Source organism: Pseudomonas silesiensis (assembly GCF_001661075.1).
Lineage (GTDB): Bacteria > Pseudomonadota > Gammaproteobacteria > Pseudomonadales > Pseudomonadaceae > Aquipseudomonas > Aquipseudomonas silesiensis.
Map to the genome: position 1 here is coordinate 5534817 of NZ_CP014870.1, position 19328 is coordinate 5554144.

13 protein-coding genes are annotated in these 19328 nt (G+C 59.8%); 11 read left to right on the forward strand and 2 right to left on the reverse strand.

Annotation, left to right across the window (positions count from 1 at the left end; all coding sequences use genetic code 11):
- Positions 1-212 precede the first annotated feature (212 nt).
- Both PMA3_RS24590 and PMA3_RS24595 read right to left on the reverse strand, forming a co-directional pair.
- Complete coding sequence (locus PMA3_RS24590) at positions 213-1607, reverse strand: PhoH family protein (RefSeq protein WP_064679624.1); 1395 nt, start codon at positions 1605-1607, stop codon at positions 213-215.
- A gap of 337 nt (positions 1608-1944) precedes the next feature.
- Complete coding sequence (locus PMA3_RS24595) at positions 1945-3069, reverse strand: polysaccharide deacetylase family protein (RefSeq protein ID WP_064679625.1); 1125 nt, start codon at positions 3067-3069, stop codon at positions 1945-1947.
- Between the two features lie 243 nt (positions 3070-3312).
- On the opposite strand from PMA3_RS24595, the gene yaaA reads away from it, so the two are divergent.
- The 11 genes from yaaA to PMA3_RS24650 all read left to right on the forward strand — a co-directional run bounded on the left by yaaA (position 3313) and on the right by PMA3_RS24650 (position 19312).
- Positions 3313-4095, forward strand: a complete 783-nt coding sequence (gene yaaA, locus PMA3_RS24600) for a peroxide stress protein YaaA (protein ID WP_064679626.1) — start codon at positions 3313-3315, stop codon at positions 4093-4095.
- Positions 4096-4918: 823 nt separating this feature from the next.
- Positions 4919-6235, forward strand: a complete 1317-nt coding sequence (locus tag PMA3_RS24605) for a nucleotide sugar dehydrogenase (RefSeq protein WP_064679627.1) — start codon at positions 4919-4921, stop codon at positions 6233-6235.
- A 208-nt stretch (positions 6236-6443) separates the two neighbouring features.
- Complete coding sequence (gene alg8 / locus PMA3_RS24610; protein ID WP_420848540.1) at positions 6444-7925, forward strand: mannuronan synthase; 1482 nt, start codon at positions 6444-6446, stop codon at positions 7923-7925.
- A gap of 35 nt (positions 7926-7960) precedes the next feature.
- Positions 7961-9130: an alginate biosynthesis protein Alg44 gene (locus PMA3_RS24615; protein ID WP_064679629.1), complete on the forward strand. Its 1170-nt coding sequence runs from the start codon at positions 7961-7963 to the stop codon at positions 9128-9130.
- A 15-nt stretch (positions 9131-9145) separates the two neighbouring features.
- A complete protein-coding gene (gene algK, locus PMA3_RS24620) occupies positions 9146-10666 on the forward strand; it encodes an alginate biosynthesis TPR repeat lipoprotein AlgK (RefSeq protein WP_082930491.1) in 1521 nt (506 codons plus the stop codon).
- Entirely contained in the window at positions 10663-12150 is a 1488-nt protein-coding gene (locus PMA3_RS24625; RefSeq protein WP_064679630.1) for an alginate export family protein, read from the forward strand. Before algK ends, PMA3_RS24625 begins: the two co-directional genes overlap by 4 nt.
- 26 nt (positions 12151-12176) lie before the next feature.
- On the forward strand, positions 12177-13763 hold the full coding sequence (algG, locus tag PMA3_RS24630) for a mannuronan 5-epimerase AlgG (RefSeq protein WP_064679631.1): 1587 nt from the start codon (positions 12177-12179) through the stop codon (positions 13761-13763).
- 10 nt (positions 13764-13773) lie between these two features.
- Positions 13774-15222 (forward strand): alginate O-acetyltransferase, encoded by a 1449-nt coding sequence (locus PMA3_RS24635; protein ID WP_064679632.1) that lies wholly within the window; start codon positions 13774-13776, stop codon positions 15220-15222.
- 8 nt (positions 15223-15230) lie between these two features.
- Positions 15231-16352 carry a mannuronate-specific alginate lyase gene (locus tag PMA3_RS24640; RefSeq protein ID WP_064679633.1) on the forward strand — a complete coding sequence of 374 codons (1122 nt, stop codon included), beginning with the start codon at positions 15231-15233 and terminating at the stop codon, positions 16350-16352.
- Between the two features lie 207 nt (positions 16353-16559).
- On the forward strand, positions 16560-18125 hold the full coding sequence (locus PMA3_RS24645) for an MBOAT family O-acyltransferase (RefSeq protein WP_064679634.1): 1566 nt from the start codon (positions 16560-16562) through the stop codon (positions 18123-18125).
- A gap of 11 nt (positions 18126-18136) precedes the next feature.
- Entirely contained in the window at positions 18137-19312 is a 1176-nt protein-coding gene (locus PMA3_RS24650) for an alginate O-acetyltransferase (protein ID WP_064679635.1), read from the forward strand.
- The last annotated feature ends 16 nt before the right edge of the window (positions 19313-19328 follow it).

The following is a 19328-nucleotide window of genomic DNA, read 5'->3' on the forward strand; positions in this document are numbered from 1 at the left end:
CTGATCAGGAGCCTCGATTGTAAACCTGTGGGTCAGATTTCCGCACGCTTCATTATCGGATCATCACAGCCCCCTGTAGGAGCGAGGCTTGCCCGCGAAGCTTTTGGCGCACTTGAGGACGCCTTCGCGGGCAAGCCTCGCTCCTACAAAGGCGGGGATTTATGTTGGACATAAAAAACCGGGCAGCTTTGGGCAGCCCGGTTTTATGAGGGCTACAAATGCGATTCGGCGTATTCGGCCAGAATCGAACGCGGTACCCCTTGCAGGGTGATGTGCACACCGTTGGGGAAATCCTTGAAGCGTTCGGTCAGGTACGTCAGCCCGGAGCTGGTCGCGGACAGGTAAGGGGTGTCGATCTGCGCCAGGTTGCCCAGGCACACCACTTTGGATCCGGCGCCGGCACGGGTGATGATGGTTTTCATCTGGTGCGGCGTGAGGTTCTGGCATTCATCGATCAGGATCAGGCTCTGTTGGAAACTGCGGCCCCGAATGTAGTTGAGGGATTTGAACTGCAGCGGCACTTTGCTGAGGATGTAGTCGACGCTGCCATGGGTGTTTTCGTCATCCATGTGCAAGGCTTCGAGGTTGTCGGTGATGGCGCCCAGCCACGGCTCCATTTTTTCCGCTTCGGTGCCCGGAAGGAAGCCGATCTCCTGATCCAGGCCTTGCACGCTACGGGTGGCGATGATTCGCCGATAGCGCTTGCTGACCATGGTCTGCTCGATGGCCGCCGCCAGGGCCAGGATGGTTTTACCCGAGCCGGCGGCGCCGGACAGGTTGACCAGGTGGATGTCCGGATCGAGCAAGGCGTACAGCGCCAGGCTCTGGTAGATGTCACGGGGTTTCAGGCCCCAGGCCTCCTGGTGCAACAGGGGTTCCTGGTGCAGGTCGAGAATCAGCAGCCGGTCTTCCTCGATTTCCTTGATCCAGCCGACAAAACCCTGTTCGTCGATGATGAACTCATTGATGTGCACTGCCGGCAGGTTGTCGATCAATTGCACCTGGTGCCAGGTGCGACCGTGGTCCTGACGGGTTTCGACATTCTTCACGCGGTCCCAGAAGGAGCCGTCCATGTTGTGATAACCATTGGGCAGCAGCGAGACGTCGTCTACCAGTTGGTCGGTGCTGTAGTCCTCGGCCGCGATCCCGCACGCCCGGGCCTTGAGGCGCATGTTGATGTCTTTGGTGACCAGCACCACGGGCAGCTTGGGCTCGCGCGCATGCAGGTCGATCAGCTGGTTGATGATGATGTTGTCGTTCAGGTGCTCAGGCAGAATGATGTTCGGTTCGGCACGCTTGCTCATCAGGATCGACAGCAAACCCTTGGGCCCGCTTTTGCCCCGCTGGATCGGCACACCCAGTTCAACGTCTTCAGGGCTGGCGTCGCCCAGGGTCTTGTCGATCAGGCGAATGGCCTGGCGGCATTCCGCAGCCACGCTGTGATGCCCGCTCTTGAGCTTGTCCAGCTCCTCAAGCACGGTCATCGGGATGGCGACGTGGTGTTCTTCGAAGTTAAGCAGGGCGTTTGGATCGTGGATCAATACGTTGGTATCGAGTACATAAAGGATTGGCTGGTTGGAGGAAAAACTACGTCCGTGATCATCCATACTCGGTCACCTTTGTGGGAGCCAGTCGACGCAATACCGTGACAGTGCTGCGCCTCGAAGTGGCCACCGAATTCACCTGCGAGGGTTCAAGTGAACTTGCACACAAATGGGAGTCTTGGAAGACGCCACCTGTCTGCAGGTTTCGGCGGTCTGTCTTCGTAATACTCCAAAACCTGTGACAGGAAAAAGTACTTTGACGCTTTTTTGAAGTTTATTTTTCAGAGTGACGAATAGCCCTTGGCGTGCAGGCAATGTGCCGTTAAAGTCGGAAGTCCGCCTGTACCGAATTCTCCCCCGAAATCGCCCCTCGCCCAATGTTTACGGCCTTTGGCCATTTTCAGCGAAACCCGTCCTGACAGTCCTCCCAACCGATCCCGCTTTGCGCCGTTTGCGTGATGAGCCAGGGCATCGCCGTTTTCACTCCATCCTGCTTGATGTTGAAGTTGATCACGCCGTGGCGCCATAACAGCATCAGGGTCAATACGCGTTGCGCGCTTTGGTCGGGCTGGAGCTTGCCGGCGCCATCCTGGGCATCGATGTCCCACAGCGCCACTTGCAGGCCCTGGGCCCTGAAGAAGCTTTCGGCGTCCCCACGACGCTGACCGTCGGGCGGCCGAAACAACGGCATGTAATTCTCCGGCAATTTGCCTTTGACCCGTTCGACGCTGCGTCGTACCGAGTCCTGCCAGTCCAGCCAGTGGCTGTGGGAACGGAACTCCCAACCTTGCACGCCGATGCACTGCATTGAATACGTGGCTTGCAGGCTGGCGACTGAGCGTTCATTCAAACGTGCCTGAATGTCCTTGCCGAGGACAAAGAAGGTGCCGCTCATCTTTGCCTTGCGCAGGTATTCAGCCACCCAGGCGGTGTTGTCCGGAGTGGCATTGGCGGCGCTGTCGAAGGTCAGCAGGAACAGCCGGTCATTCATCGTGGCGCCGTTGCGTTCGTGGTCGCCAAAACGATCGACTTCGCTGCTCGATTGTGGAAACAGCGCGGCCTTGCGCAATTGCTCGTCCAGGTACCGGGCATGGAACAAGCGACTCGGCTCTGCCCACTTGATGTAGTAGCTGTCGTCACTGAGCTGAAACTTGGCCGCCTGCTGGCGCAAGGTGTCCATGTCCTCGACCAGGAAACAGAAGGAAGCGTCTTGATCGCAGCTTCGCTGGGCGAAGCTGTAGTTGCTCAGCAGACGTTGCCACAGGCGTTGGCGCAGGTTGTTGACCGCCTCCAGGTTGATCGTGCGCAGGCCCAGTCGTTGGGCCAGGCTCGGTTCATCCAGGGATTCGCTGGCCAGCAGGACTCGGGCGAACATCAGGATTTCGGCGCGCGACGCGACGTCGAACAGGGTCGGGCTGTCGAGCTGTTCGGGCCAGGTACTGCGGTCGAGCGTCGCCACCTCGCCCGGTGCGGCCAGGGCACCGAAACTCAAGAGCCAGGTCGCGAATAGAAAAGCGATGCGCAATGGGATGTCTCCATAACAAAACCCGGGCGGCACTATAGCTGATGCTGCCATGATTTCTGTAGGAGCGAGGCTTGCCCGCGAAAGCGCTGTATCAGGCAGATTGATGTTGGATGCGCCGCCTTCGCGGGCAAGCCTCGCTCCTACGAGTTTTGCGGATAGCCACCGATCACCTATCACACCCATAGCTGGAGTCAACACAGACAACCCCCTAGAATCGCCCCCACGATTAAAGGAGACGACTTCATGCTGATGGTGATTTCCCCCGCCAAGACCCTCGACTACGAAACACCGCCGGCCACCCAGCGCTTCACCCAGCCGCAATACCTTGACCATTCCCAGGAGCTGATCCTGCAACTGCGCGAGCTGAGCCCGGCGCAGATCAGCCAGTTGATGCATGTCTCCGACAAGATCGGCGGGCTCAATGCCGCCCGTTTTGGCAGCTGGACGCCGGCCTTTACCCCCGCCAACGCCAAACAGGCGCTGCTGGCGTTCAAGGGCGACGTGTACACCGGGCTGAATGCGCAAACCTTCAGCGAAGCCGACTTTGACTACGCCCAGCAGCATTTGCGCATGCTGTCGGGCCTCTATGGCCTGTTGCGTCCACTGGACCTGATGCAGCCGTACCGGTTGGAAATGGGCACCCGGCTGGCCAACGCCCGCGGCAAGGACCTGTATGCCTTCTGGGGTACGCGAATCAGCGAATGGTTGAACGAAGCCCTGGCCGAACAGGGCGACGACGTGCTGCTGAACCTGGCCTCCAACGAGTACTTCTCGGCGGTCAAGCGCAACGCCCTGAACGCGCACATCATCAATACCGAGTTCAAGGACCTGAAGAACGGCCAGTACAAGATCATCAGCTTCTACGCAAAAAAAGCCCGGGGCATGATGAGTCGGTTCGTCATTGAAGAGCGGGTCAACGACCCGGCAACCCTCAAGCAGTTCGACGTGCAGGGCTATCGCTACAACGCTGAGCAATCCTCGGCGGACAATCTGGTCTTCCTGCGCGATCACGCGCCAGAGCAGTGACCCGGTCGGCGCATGACCCTTCAAGACGTCTCATGCGCCGACGTCCGATCGTCGAACAATTCCTCGCCTGCATCGACGTCTTATTGACGCCATAAATCCAGCACTCAATTTGCTAACTTTAGTTTCACTCGACTTCGCTGATTTTTTTCAGTAGTGGCACCGAAAATTTTAAACAGTAGTGGCACATTCCTATCTTTCACGCCCATACCCCCATGTATCAAGGGTGAAACAGACGTTGCTATCAATATGAAAGCAGTGCCATCTTTGCCAATATTTCAAGAAATTTCAGGATTCGCGATGAGCGGGCCGGAACTATGTCCAAATGCGTAGTTCATACCACCGGTAACGATTCTCACGGAGCATGTGCGAGATAACTTACGCAGAGAAGCGATTCACGTAGCAAAGTTGTCACACGAAACTTGCGCTACTAATCCCTGATTTGGGCAGCACCTGAAGGACAGGAGATAACGCATCAATACTATCCCCTGCCAGGCCAAGGCCACGCCCCTATAAACGTGCTCATCTGAGCACCCAACCGCTTGATTTACGGGCTTTTTGCCTGGCATCGAGCGCGCAAGACCCTTGCACCCGTGACTTCCACAGAGAAGCTCGGCTGCAAGACAGGGCAAATCATAATAACAAGGCCTAGTTGCGCACATCCTGAGTGCACTTATATAGACACTCGGAACTTATTATGCCTGCGCGCTGCATTTTGGCGTCTGCAAGGCCGCACTTGCGAGTGCATTACGACCGCATAACACCATTAATTCCGGCCATGTAATGGCTTGATGAAACAGACTTGATTAACTGAGAGGTAAATGCGATGCGCATCAGCATATTTGGTTTGGGTTACGTCGGTGCAGTCTGTGCCGGTTGCCTGTCTGCACGGGGCCATGACGTCGTTGGCGTCGATGTCGCCAAAGACAAGATCGATATGATCAATGCCGGCAAATCGCCGATCGTTGAACCGGGTCTGGGCGAACTTCTGCAGAAGGGCATCGAGACTGGCCGCCTGCGCGGTACGACCAACTTCGCCGAAGCGATTCGCGACACCGACCTGTCGATGATCTGCGTCGGCACGCCGAGCAAGAAGAACGGCGACCTGGAACTGAACTACATCGAAGCCGTGTGCCGCGAGATCGGTTTTGTCCTGCGTGACAAGACCACCCGCCACACCATCGTGGTTCGCAGCACCGTGCTGCCGGGTACCGTAGCCAATGTCGTGATCCCGATCCTCGAAGACTGCTCCGGCAAGAAAGCCGGCGTTGATTTCGGTGTTGCGGTGAACCCTGAGTTCCTGCGTGAAAGCACCGCGATCGCCGACTACGACCTGCCACCGATGACCGTCATCGGCGAGTTCGACAAGGCTTCCGGCGACGTTCTGCAATCGCTGTACGAAGAACTCGACGCACCGATCATCCGCAAGGACATCGCTGTTGCCGAAATGATCAAGTACACCTGCAACGTGTGGCACGCCACCAAGGTGACCTTCGCCAACGAAATCGGCAACATCGCCAAGGCTGTCGGCGTCGATGGTCGTGAAGTGATGGAAGTGGTCTGCCAGGACAAGACGCTGAACCTGTCCCAGTACTACATGCGTCCTGGTTTCGCGTTCGGCGGCTCTTGCCTGCCAAAAGACGTGCGCGCCCTGACCTACCGCGCCGGTTCCCTGGACGTGGAAGCGCCGCTGCTCAACTCGCTGATGCGCAGCAACGTGTCCCAGGTGCAGAACGCCTTCGACATCGTTTCCAGCCACGGCAAACGCAAAGTCGCCCTGCTGGGCCTGAGCTTCAAGGCCGGCACCGACGACCTGCGCGAAAGCCCGCTGGTTGACCTGGCGGAAATGCTGATCGGCAAGGGCTACGACCTGAGCATCTACGACGCCAACGTCGAATACGCCCGCGTTCACGGTGCGAACAAGGATTACATCGAGTCGAAGATCCCTCACGTCTCGTCCTTGCTCAACGCCGATTTCGACAGCGTGATCGACAACTGCGACGTGATCATCCTCGGCAACCGTGACGAGAAGTTCCGTGCACTGGCCCAACAGGCGCCACAGGGCAAGCAAGTGATCGACCTGGTCGGTTTCATGTCCCAAGCCACCAGCGTCAGTGGCCGCACCGAAGGCATCTGCTGGTAACACACCTTCCCATAGGAGCCAGGCTTGCCGGCGAACCAGACGACGTGATGTGTCAGGTACGCCGCCTTCGCTCCTGTAGGAGCCAGGCTTGCCGGCGAACCAGGCACACCGCCTTCGCGGGCAAGCCTCGCTCCTACGGTTTTTATGCCTGCCTTAACCCCATCGGGCCACCCCACAGGCTCGCCCGAGATAGAGACGGATGCAGATTATGCACAGGCTAAAGCACGGCCTACTTCAGGCCGCCGGTTGGCTGTTTTACCTAAGTTTATTGATGGGCATCGCCATGGCGTTGCCTGCGTCCACGTTCGACTCCGAGTCGAGGGACTTTATCTTCCTGATCGGTATCGTCGGTATCTGGCGCTACTCGATGGGTGCCACGCACTTTCTGCGCGGCATGCTGTTTCTGTACGTGGTCTATCCGCACCTGCGGCGCAAAGTGCGCAAGCTGGGTAAAGCGGCAGACCCGTCCCATGTGTTCCTGATGGTCACCAGTTTCCGTATTGACGCGCTGACCACCGCCCAGGTCTACGCCTCGGTGATTCGCGAAGCGATCGACTGCGGCCTGCCGACCACCATGGTCTGCTCCATCGTGGAAATGTCCGATGAGAAGCTGGTGAAAAGCCTGTGGTCGCGGATGAACCCACCGGACCGCGTCAAGCTCGACTTCGTGCGCATTCCCGGCACCGGCAAGCGCGACGGCCTGGCCTACGGTTTCCGCGCCATCTCCCGCCACTTGCCGGACGACCGCGCCGTGGTTGCAGTGATCGATGGCGACACCGTGCTGGCCGAAGGCGTCGTGCTCAAGACCGTGCCGTGGTTCCAGCTGTTCGGCAATGTCGGCGGCCTGACCACCAACGAGTTCTGCGAAGTGCGCGGCGGCTACATCATGAGCGAATGGCACAAACTGCGCTTCGCCCAGCGTCACATCAACATGTGCTCGATGGCCTTGTCCAAGCGCGTACTGACCATGACCGGCCGGATGTCGGTATTCCGCGCCTCCGTGGTCACCAACCCGGACTTCATCGCCGACGTTGAAAGCGATTCGCTGCAACACTGGCGCCTGGGTCGCTTCAAGTTCCTCACCGGTGATGACAAGTCGAGCTGGTTCAGCCTGATGCGCCTGGGCTATGACACCTTCTATGTGCCGGACGCTGCGATCCACACCGTGGAACACCCGCCGGAAAAAAGCTTCATCAAAGCCAGCCGCAAACTGATGTTCCGCTGGTACGGCAATAACCTGCGCCAGAACTCCCGCGCCCTGGGCCTGGGGATGAAACGTCTCGGCCTGTTTACTTCGGTGGTGCTGTTCGACCAGCGCGTGTCGATGTGGACGTCGCTGCTCGGCCTGACCGTCGCGCTCATCGCCACCTTCAAGTACGGCGCCGCGTTCATCCTGGTTTACCTGCTGTGGATCGGCATTACCCGCCTGATCCTGACCGTGCTGCTGTCGTTGTCCGGTCACACGATCGGCCCGGCCTACCCGGCGATTCTCTATTACAACCAGATCGTCGGCGCCCTGGTGAAGATCTACGTGTTCTTCCGCCTCGACCGACAGTCCTGGAGTCGCCAGCCCACTTCCCTGACCCGTGATCTCGCCAGCTTTCAAGGTTGGTTCAACACTTGGTCGTCTCGGACCATGACCTTCTCCGCCGGCAGCATTTTTGTTGCCGTGCTGCTGCTGATGGTCTGACCGAACTCGCCTGAATTAACTAGGAAAACGTCTATATGAATACCGCCGTCAACGCCAACGTAGTGCATGAATCAGAAGCCCAGCGCCAACACGCCCGAGTGAAAATCCCGGCCAAGCTGCGTTTCTTCGGTCCTGACCGGACTCCGGTTGAAGCCCGGGTCATCGACCTCTCCGCTGGCGGCCTGGCCTTCAACGCCGGTCAGTTGCCACTCAAGGTCGGCGAGGTTTACAAGGCTCGCCTGCAATTCGTCATCGACAACCTCGGCCTGGCCATGGACGTGGAGCTGCAAGTACGCTCCTTCGATCGCGAGACCGGCCGCGCCGGTTGCCAGTTCCAGAACCTGGAACCGCGGGACATTTCCACCCTGCGCCACCTCATCACTTCGCACCTGGCCGGCGACATCGTCAGCGTCGGCGAGATGCTGGCGACCCTGCAGCGCGACAACTTCACCAAGGCGCGCAAGGTCAAGGATGGCGGACACGGCATGACCGCGTTCGGTCGTCTGCGCGCAGTGACCTTCAGCCTGGCGATTTTCCTCGTCGGCCTGGTGGCCTTCGGTTTCATCTTCAAGTCGGTGTACGGCATGTACTTCGTCAGCCACGCCCAGGCCGGCCTGGTCAGCGTACCGGCGATGAACATCACCATGCCGCGCGACGGCACCGTGCAGAGCCTGATCAAAGACGACGGCGTTGCTGCAAAAGGCGCCCCGCTGGCGACCTTCAGCACCAGCATGCTCGACGTGCTCAAGGGCCATCTGGACGACAATCAGCTGCAGCCAGCCAAGGTTGAAGAGCTGTTCGGCAAGCAGATGACCGGCACCCTGACCTCGCCATGCGATTGCACCGTGGCGCAGCAACTGGTTGCCGACGGTCAGTACGCCAGCAAGGGTGACGTGATCTTCCAACTGGTGCCGCGCAACAGCGAAGCCAACGTTGAAGCGCGCTTCTCCTACCGCCAGTTCGGCGAAGTACTGCCAGGCAGCACGGTCAGCTTCCAGATCGCCGGCGAAGACAAAATCCGCAGCGGCAAGATCGTCAGCAGCACCAGCCTGAACAGCGCCGACCTGTCGTCCGACATCCGCGTACAGATCAAGCCTGACGAGCCGCTGAACAGCGCTTTCGCCGGTCGCCCGGTTGAAGTGAACAGCACCCGTGGTCCGAACCTGAACTGGCTGATCGACAAAGCCATGGCCGCCGGTCTTTAAACAGAGGACATGCCCGTGACGACTCCAAATATCCTCAGCACACCGCATACCCTGTGGGAGCGAGCTTGCTCGCGATGGGATCGGCGCGGTCTGTCTGAAGCACCGAGCCGGTCGAGCGCGACCCCGGCTGATCGCGAGCAAGCTCGCTCCCACACTGGTTATGCATTCTGTGCAATCGCGTTGGCAGTCAGCCTCAGCGGTTGCGCCGGCCTGCCCGACCAGCGCCTGGCCAACGAAGCCCTCAAGCGCGGCGATACCGCGCTGGCGGCGCAGAACTACAAGCAACTGGCAGACCTGGGTTACAGCGAAGCCCAGGTCGGTATGGCCGATATCCAGGTCGACAGCCGTGACCCGGCGCAGATGAAACAGGCCGAGGCGACTTACCGCGCCGCGGCCAGCGTCTCGCCGCGGGCTCAGGCACGCCTGGGTCGTCTGCTGGTAGCCAAACCCGGCTCCACCGAAGCCGAACAGCAGGAAGCCGAAGGCCTGTTGAAGAAAGCGTCCGCCGCCGGAGAAGGCAATACCCTGATCCCGTTGGCGATGCTGTACCTGCAATACCCCCACAGTTTCCCCAACGTCAACCCACAGCAGCAGATCAGCCAGTGGCGCGCCGAAGGCAAGCCGGAAGCGGGCCTGGCCCAGGTGCTGCTGTATCGCACCCAGGGCACTTACGACCAGCATCTGGACGAAGTGGAAACCATCTGCAAGGCCGCGCTGGCCACCACCGACATCTGCTACGTCGAGCTGGCCACGGTCTATCAGAAGAAAGCTGCGCCTGAGAAACAGGCCGAGCTGATCAAGCAAATGCAAGCCGCCCAGGCTCGCGGTGCGGTGTCCGCTCAGCGCGTGGACAGCGTGGCTCGCGTTCTGGGTGATGCTTCCCTGGGCACGACCGACGAGAAAACCGCGCAGTCGCTGCTCGAAGGCATCGCACCGGGCCACCCCGCTTCCTGGGTCAGCCTGGCGCAACTGCTCTACGACTTCCCGGAACTCGGCGACGTCGACACCATGATGAAGTACCTGGACAACGGCCGCGCCGCCGACCAGCCCCGCGCCGAACTGTTGCTGGGCAAGCTCTACTACGAGGGCAAGATGGTCCCGGCCGATGCCAAGATCGCCGAAGAGCACTTCAAGAAAGCCGTCGGCCGGGAAGTGGCCGCCGATTACTACCTCGGCCAGATTTACCGCCGCGGTTACCTGGGCAAGATCTATCCGCAGAAAGCACTGGATCACTTGCTGACCGCTGCGCGCAACGGCCAGAACAGCGCCGACTTCGCGATCGCCCAATTGTTCTCCCAAGGCAAGGGCATCAAGCCCGACCCGCGTAACGCTTATGTCTTCAGCCAATTGGCCAAGGCCCGGAACACCCCGCAAGCCATCGAGCTTGCACAAACACTCGAAGCCCAGCTGCCGCCTGCCCAGCTTGCCGAGGCCCAACGCCTGTTGAAACAAGAACAGGCCGTTCGTGGTGCCTCGAGCCAGAACACCCTGGAACTGCATGCCCTGGAAGAAGAAGACGGCGAGGAATCCCTATGAAGTTGAATCCATTCGTTAAGGCCGGCATCGGCCTGTCGTTCGCCCTGTTGTGGTCGTGCCCGACCCTGGCAGCCTTGACCGAAAGCAAGAACTACGGCCTTGACGTGAAAGTCACCGCCCAGTCCGAAGACGATACCGACCTGGGTACGGCGAGCGGCGGCGACGTCAATGGCGTCGGCCTCGACCTGCGTCCATGGATCTATGGCGAGAGCGGCGCGTGGAGCGGTTACGCCATGGGTCAAGCCGTGACGTCGACCGATATCATCGAGACGGACACCCTGCAACAGTCCGACAGCGACGGCACCCAGGCCACCGACAGCGGTGATCGCAAGAGCAAGAAAAACTACCTGGCGATGCGTGAGTTCTGGGTCGGCTACAGCGGCCTGACGCCCTACCCCGGCGAGATCCTCAAGCTCGGTCGTCAACGCCTGCGCAATGACGACGGCCAATGGCGCGACACCAACATCGAAGCCCTGAACTGGACCTTCGACACCACACTGTTGCGCGCCAACGCCGGTGTGGCCGAACGCTTCAGCGAATACCGCACCGACCTCACCGAACTCGCACCCAAGGACAAGGATCGCCTGCACGCTTACGCCGATGCGGCGTATCAGTGGACCCCGGGAAACTGGGTCGGCATTCGCGGTCATCACACCCACGATGACGGCAAGCTGGACTACGCGCAGCCGGGTGTCGCCGCCGACTCCCTGGACAAGCAAGAGAACGGCGACCTCAGCTGGATCGGCCTCACCGCCGATAGCGATGCCTACAACTGGCGTAACACCAACACCGTCAACTACTGGGGCAGCATCACCGGCATGACCGGCGACCGCGACAAGGTCAACCCGCTCAACGCCGACGGCACCGCGCCGGCACAAGCCAAGACCGGCAACGACGTCGATGGCTGGGCCACTGACCTGGGCGTGCGCCTGCGCCTCGATCCGCAATGGCAAGTCGGTGCAGCCTATGCCCGCGCCAGCGCCGATTACGAACAGAGCGGCCTGCAAAGCAACCGCTCGAACTACACCGGTACCCGCTCGCGTGTGCACCGTTACGGCGAGGCCTTCCGTGGCGAAATGAACAACATGCAGAGCGCTACCCTGTTCGGTTCGTGGATGCTCAACGACGAATACGATGCCAGCGTGATCTACCACAAATTCTGGCGCGTCGACGGCAACAAGCCGGTCGGCAGCAACGGCATCAACGCCGTGCAGAACGATACCGATGACGTGACCGGCGCCGTGCTCTCCAGCACCTCGCTGCCGCTGGAAGATGGCAACAAAGACCTCGGCCAGGAAATGGACGTGGTCGTCACCAAGTACTTCAAGCAGGGCCTGCTGCCCGCCGCCTTGAGTCAATCGATCGATGAGCCTTCGGCCCTGGTGCGTTTGCGTGGCGGTGTATTCAAGCCGGGCGATGCCTACGGCAAAGGCGTCGACTCGTACATGCACCGTGCGTTTGTCGACGTGATCTGGCGCTTCTGATGCGAACCGCGAAGGGAGTTCCTCACATGAACAGTCCGAAGAGAGGCTCGATCACCTTGCTGGCCGGCGCGATGCTGCTGGCAAGCTCGGCGGCCTTCGCCCGCGTGGAGCCGGCAACCCCTCCACAAGGGAAGCCGGCCACCGTGGCCAAGGAACTGCAACAGGCCAGGACGTATACCGTCAACAGCGCACCCACTGCGCCGCTGGAGATGGAAAAGCCGAAACTGCCGGACACCTCCGGCTACACCGCCGAAGCCATCGCCGCGAAAATCGTGCGCACCAAGCCAGGCAAAATCAGCGTGCGCCGGATGATGCAGGAAGACGCGCTGAAGGACTTCATCGGCGGCGACAACAAGATGGCCGAATGGGTGGTGCGTCAGCACGGCATCCCCCAGGCGATCTTCATCGACGACGGCTACATGAACCTCAAGGACCTGGTCAAAAAGGTGCCCAAGCAGTACTTCAGCGAAACCTCGCCGGGCGTGTTCCTGGCGAAGTTGCCGATCGTGGTCGGGAACAAGGGCATCCTGGAAATCGACAAGCAGACCCAGGAATTGCGCCTGTCCCAGGAGGCCGGTTCGTTCCTGGTCAACGACGGCCAGCTGTTTGTGCGCGACACCAAGATCACCGGCTGGCGCGAGAAGGAAAACGGCCCGGCGACCTTCAAGTCGGCGAATGAATTCCGTCCGTTCCTGCTGTCCTGGGGCGGCACCCAGACCTACATCGCCAACAGCAAGATGGCCAGCTTCGGCTACGCCAACAGTAAGTCCTACGGCGTGAGTATCTCCCAGTACACGCCGAACATGGCCAAGGTGCTCAAGCGCCCTGAACCGACCGGCTGGATCATCGGTTCCGAGTTCTCGGACATGTGGTACGGCTTCTACTGCTACGAAACCGAAGACTTCGTGGTCAAGGGCAACACCTACAAAGACAACATCGTCTACGGCATCGACCCCCATGACCGCTCGCACGGTCTGATCATCGCCGACAACACGGTGTACGGGACCAAGAAGAAGCACGGGATCATCATTTCCCGTGAGGTCAACGACAGCTTCATCTTCAACAACCGCAGCTACGACAACAAGCTCTCGGGCCTGGTGATCGACCGTAACAGCGTGAACAACCTGGTCGCTTACAACGAGATCTACAAGAACCACACCGACGGCATCACCCTCTACGAGAGTGGCAACAACCTGCTGTGGGGCAACAAGGTGATCAGCAACCGGCGCCACGGCATCCGGATTCGTAACAGCGTGAACATCCGCCTCTACGAAAACCTGTCCATCGCCAACGGCCTGACCGGCGTCTACGGCCACATCAAGGATCTGAGCGACACCGACCGGGACATCGACCTCGATCCGTTCGACGCCCAGGTGTCCCTGATCATCGTCGGTGGCGAACTGGCCGGCAACGGCAGCGGACCGCTGTCCATCGACTCGCCGCTGAGCGTCGAGTTGTATCGCGTGTCCATGCTCGCGCCGACCAAATCCAGCGGCATCAGCTTCAACGGGATTCTTGGCGAGCGCCAGGATGAAATTCTCGACCTGCTGGTGCGCCAGCAGAAAGCCGTGCTGATCGACCCTGTCGAACGCCAGACCGAAATGCAGGACTGAGGATAATTTTATGCGCCCACACTTGATCAAATTACTCAGCCTGTCGGCCCTGACCGCCGGCATTCTCGCGGCCAGCGGCGGCGTTCGCGCGGACGAAGCCAAGGCGCCCGCTTTCAGCGCCGAGCCTTGCTGCAACCTGTGCCCGGAAGCCCACGACGCCAAGAACTACACCACGCGCTACCAGCAGAACTTCACCACGCTGGTACAGGCCCAGGGTGACTGGCTGTTCCGGACCCAGGAAGACTTGCGCACCGAATTCGATACCACCCCCGCCGGCTACAAACGCATGAAAGAGCTGCACGATGCGTTCAAGAGCAAAGGCGTGGAGCTCGTTGTCGTTTATCAACCGACTCGAGGCCTGGTGAACCGCAACAAGCTCAATCCGCAAGAGAAAGCGCAATTCGATTTCGACAAGGCGCTGAAGAACTACAAGACCATGCTCGGCCGCTTCGCGCAGATGGGTTACGTCGTTCCAGACCTGTCGCCACTGACCAACGAATCGCTGCCCGACACCCTGCCCGCCCACGACTTCTACTTCCGCGGCGACCAGCACTGGACACCGTATGGCGCCCAGCGCACGGCGAAGATCGTGGCCGATAAGGTCAAGCAGATTCCGGGCTTCGCCGACATTCCCAAGCGTGAATTCGAGACCCATAAGTCGGGTCGCATGGGCAAGACCGGAACATTACACAATATGGCCGGTCAACTCTGTGGCACCAGCTACGCGATCCAGTACATGGATCAATTCACCACCGAGCCCAAGGGCGAAGCCGGCGATGGCGATCTGTTCAGTGATGCCGGCAATCCGGAGATCACCCTGGTCGGCACCAGCCACAGTGGCAAGAACTATAACTTCGCCGGTTTCCTCCAGGAGGCCATCGGCGCCGACATCCTCAACGTGGCGTTCCCCGGCGGTGGCCTGGAAGGTTCGATGCTGCAGTACCTGGGCAGCGAAGAGTTCCAGACCAAGCCGCCGAAGATCCTGATCTGGGAATTCTCGCCGCTTTATCGCCTCGACCAGGAAACCACCTACCGCCAGATGATGGCGCTGCTGGACAACGGTTGCGAAGGAAAGGATGCACAGATGACCGGCAGCACCACGTTGAAACCGGGCAAGAACGAATTGATGGTCAACACAAAGAACCTGAACCTGCAGAACAGCAGCCACCAGGTTGATATCCGTTTCGCCGATCCGTCGGTGAAAACCCTGCAAGCCACCCTCTGGTACATGAACGGTCGCCACGAGGACATCAAGATCGAAAAACCGGAAACCTCCGACACCGACGGGCGTTTCGCCTTTGAGTTGCGCACGGACGAAGACTGGGGCTCGCAGAACCTGCTGGCCGTCGAAGTCCAGGGCCCTGAAGCAGGTGCCGCGCCGCAGAAAGTCGAAGCGAAGATATGCAAACGCAACGTGTTCCCTGGCACTGGGCAGCGTACCGCTCAAGCCGGGCAATAGAGGCAACTATGCAAACCCGAACTTTGAAAAGATTGATCGCACCGTCCCTGTTGACCCTGGCCATGTTTGCCGGGGCGACTCAGGCCGCCGCGCCCCTGCGTCCACCCCAGGGTTATTTCGCGCCGATCGAAAAAGTCAAAACCGGTGACAAGAGCGAAGGCTGTGATGCAACGCCAACGCCCTACACCGGCTCACTGCAATTTCGCAGCAAGTACGAAGGCTCCGACAAGGCCCGTTCGACCCTGAACGAGGCCTCGGAAAAAGCCTTCCGCGACACCACGGCCGACATCACCAAGATCGAGCGCGCCACCAGCAAGCACGTGATGCAGTACATGCGTGACGGGCGTCCGGAACAGCTGGAATGCACCCTGAACTGGCTGACCGCCTGGGCCAAGGCCGATGCGTTGATGTCCAAGGATTTCAACCACACCGGCAAGTCCATGCGCAAATGGGCGCTGGGCAGCCTGGCATCGTCCTATGTCCGCTTGAAGTTCTCAGACTCTCAGCCGTTGGCGAACCATCAGCAGGAATCGCAACTGATCGAAGCCTGGTTCAGCAAGATGGCTGATCAAGTGGTCAGCGATTGGGACAACCTGCCGCTGGAAAAAACCAACAACCACTCGTACTGGTCCGCCTGGTCGGTGATGGCAACCTCCATCGCCACCAACCGCCGCGACTTGTTCGACTGGTCGGTGAAGGAATTCAAGGTCGGCGCCAATCAAATCGACGCCGAGGGTTTCCTGCCGAACGAGCTCAAGCGCCAGCAACGTGCCCTCGCCTATCACAACTATGCCCTGCCGCCGCTGGCGATGATCGCCAGCTTCGCCCAGGTCAACGGTGTGGACTTGCGTCAGGAAAACAACGGCGCGTTGAAACGTCTGGCTGACCGGGTGCTCGCCGGGGTTGAAGACCAGGACGAGTTCGAAGAGAAGAGCGGCAAGGAACAGGACATGACCGACCTCGAGGTCGATTCGAAATTCGCCTGGCTCGAACCGTTCTGCACGCTCTACACCTGCTCGCCGGATGTGCTCGAGAAGAAACACGAGATGCAGCCGTTCAAGACCTTCCGCCTCGGGGGTGACCTGACCAAGGTCTTCGACCCGGCTTACGAGAAAGGCAAAGGCTCTTAGAGCAAACACACCCCTGTAGGAGCGAGGCTTGCCCGCGAAGAACGATGACACGGTTCATCCGTTCAACCGCGTAACGGCCTTCGCGGGCAAGCCACGCTCCTACAGGGTCAGTGAAAGATTTGAGTTGAGTGTTATTCCCCCGTTTTCTGGTGGGGGGTTTGGGGGGGCTGCGGCCCTTGACTGTTGGTTAAACACGGAGAGATCGGGATGGTATTTTCGTCCAATGTATTCCTGTTTTTGTTCTTGCCGATCTTTCTCGGCCTGTACTACCTGAGCGGAATACGCTATCGCAACCTGCTGCTGCTGCTCGCCAGCTATATGTTCTATGCCTGGTGGCGTGTGGACTTCCTGGCGCTGTTCGCCGCCGTCACGCTGTGGAACTACTGGATCGGCCTGAAAGTCGGTGCGGCAGGCGTCAGGACCAAACCGGCACAGCGCTGGTTGCTCCTGGGCGTGGGCGTCGACCTGTGCATTCTCGGCTACTTCAAGTACGCCAACTTCGGCGTCGACAGCATCAACGCGATGATGACATCGGTCGGCCTGTCGCCGTTCATCCTGACCCACGTGCTGTTGCCGATCGGGATCTCGTTCTACATCTTCGAGTCCATCAGCTACATCATCGACGTCTACCGTGGTGACACCCCGGCGACCCGCAACCTGATCGACTTTGCGGCGTTCGTGGCGATCTTCCCGCACCTGATCGCCGGCCCGGTATTGCGTTTTCGCGACCTGGCCGATCAGTTCAACAACCGCACCCACACCCTCGACAAGTTCTCCGAGGGCTGCACGCGGTTCATGCAGGGTTTCATCAAGAAGGTCTTCATCGCCGACACCCTGGCGGTGGTGGCGGACCATTGCTTCGCCCTGCAGAACCCGACCACGGGCGATGCCTGGCTCGGCGCCCTGGCCTACACCGCGCAGCTGTATTTCGACTTCTCCGGCTACAGCGACATGGCCATCGGCCTGGGCTTGATGATGGGTTTCCGCTTCATGGAAAACTTCAAGCAGCCGTACATCAGCCAGTCGATCACCGAGTTCTGGCGTCGCTGGCACATCAGCCTGTCCACCTGGCTGCGTGACTACCTGTACATCACCCTCGGCGGTAACCGTAAAGGCACGCTGATGACCTATCGCAACCTGTTCCTGACCATGCTGCTCGGTGGTCTGTGGCACGGCGCGAACATCACCTACATCATCTGGGGTGCGTGGCACGGCATGTGGCTGGCGATCGAAAAGGCCCTGGGCCTGAACACTTCGCCGCGCAGCATCAACCCGATCCGCTGGGCGCTGACGTTCCTGCTGGTGGTGATGGGCTGGGTGATCTTCCGCGCAGAAAACCTGCACGTCGCCGGCCGTATGTACGGCGCGATGTTCAGCTTCGGCGAATGGTCGCTGTCGGAACTCAACGCGGCCAGCCTCACCGGCCTGCAAGTGGCGACTCTGATAGTGGCGTACGCAACCCTGGCGTTCTTCGGCATCCGTGATTTCTACAGCAACCTGCCACCGGAAAAAACCAAGCCGGCCGTGGACGTCGAGGCCAATGGCCCGGCCACTGCACAGCCAGGAATGATCAAGGCCGTACCGGGCGACAACCCGGCCAGCATCCATGAACCGGGTTACACCGTCGGCGTTGAAGCGACCGTGCAACCGGCCTACTGGACCGCCAACTGGTCGCGTTATGTGATGCGCGCCCTGGTCCTGCTGCTGTTCATTGCCTCGATCCTGAAACTCTCGGCGCAAAGCTTCTCGCCGTTCCTTTACTTCCAGTTCTGAGGGATCTGACCATGACCCGCTCATTACGCATTTTCTACATCGCCCTGTTCATGCTGACCCTGTTGGCATTGGGCCTGTGGTCTACGCGCAGCTTCCTCGGTTTCAGTACCAACGCCGATGCGACGGTGCTCAACGGCCGCTGGTCCAAAGCCGTGGAAACCCACTACGACGAAGAGTTCCCGATCAAGCGCCTGGGCACCAACCTCTGGGCCGCGCTGGATTTCAAACTGTTCAACGAAGGTCGTCCGGGCGTCGTGCTCGGTCGCGACCAGTGGTTGTACAGCGATGAGGAATTCAACCCGATCGTCAACGAAGAGCTGAACCTGCAAGGCAACTACGCGCTGGTCGAAGGCGTGCGCCAGACCCTGAAAGAGAAAGGCGTGAAACTGGTGATGGCGATCGTGCCGGCCAAAACTCGCCTGTACCCGGAGCACTTGGGTGAGGTGAAGCCTTCGAGCATCCACGCCAACCTCTATCAGGACTTCCACGCCCAGGTCGCTGCCAACAAGGTGATTGCCCCCGACCTGCTCGGCCCGATGCTCAAGGGCAAGCTGGACGGTCAGCAAGTGTTCTTGCGCACCGACACCCACTGGACTCCGGAAGGCGCGCAAATCGCTGCCCAGACCCTGGCCAAGACCATTGCCGACAAGACGCCGCTGAGCGGTGAGCCGCAAAACTTCGTGACCGAACCTGCGGAAAAGGTCACGCACAAGGGCGACTTGCGTCTGTTCCTGCCGCTGGATCCGCTGTTCGAAAACATGATGCCGGCCACCGAGCCGTTGCAGAAGCGCAACACCGTTGTTGCCGATGATCAGGCGGGCGGTGATGACGCACTGTTTGCCAACACTGAAGTACCGGTGGCCCTGATCGGCACCAGCTACAGCGCCAACCCTAACTGGAACTTCGTCGGTGCGCTCAAAGAAGCCCTGCACAGCGACGTGGTCAATTACGCCGAAGACGGCCACGGCCCGATTCTGCCGATGCTCAGCTATCTCCAGAGCGATGCTTTCAAGAACAGCCCGCCACAGGTGCTGATCTGGGAGTTTCCTGAACGTTATCTGCCTGTGAACAACGAAATCGGTGACGCCGACCCGAAGTGGGTCGCAGAGCTCAAAGAAGCCGGCGTTCGCCAACAAAACGTAGCCGCAAACACTAAATCCGAGACGCCCGACCGGGCGCAAAACTGAAAGAGAGGTAACTTCC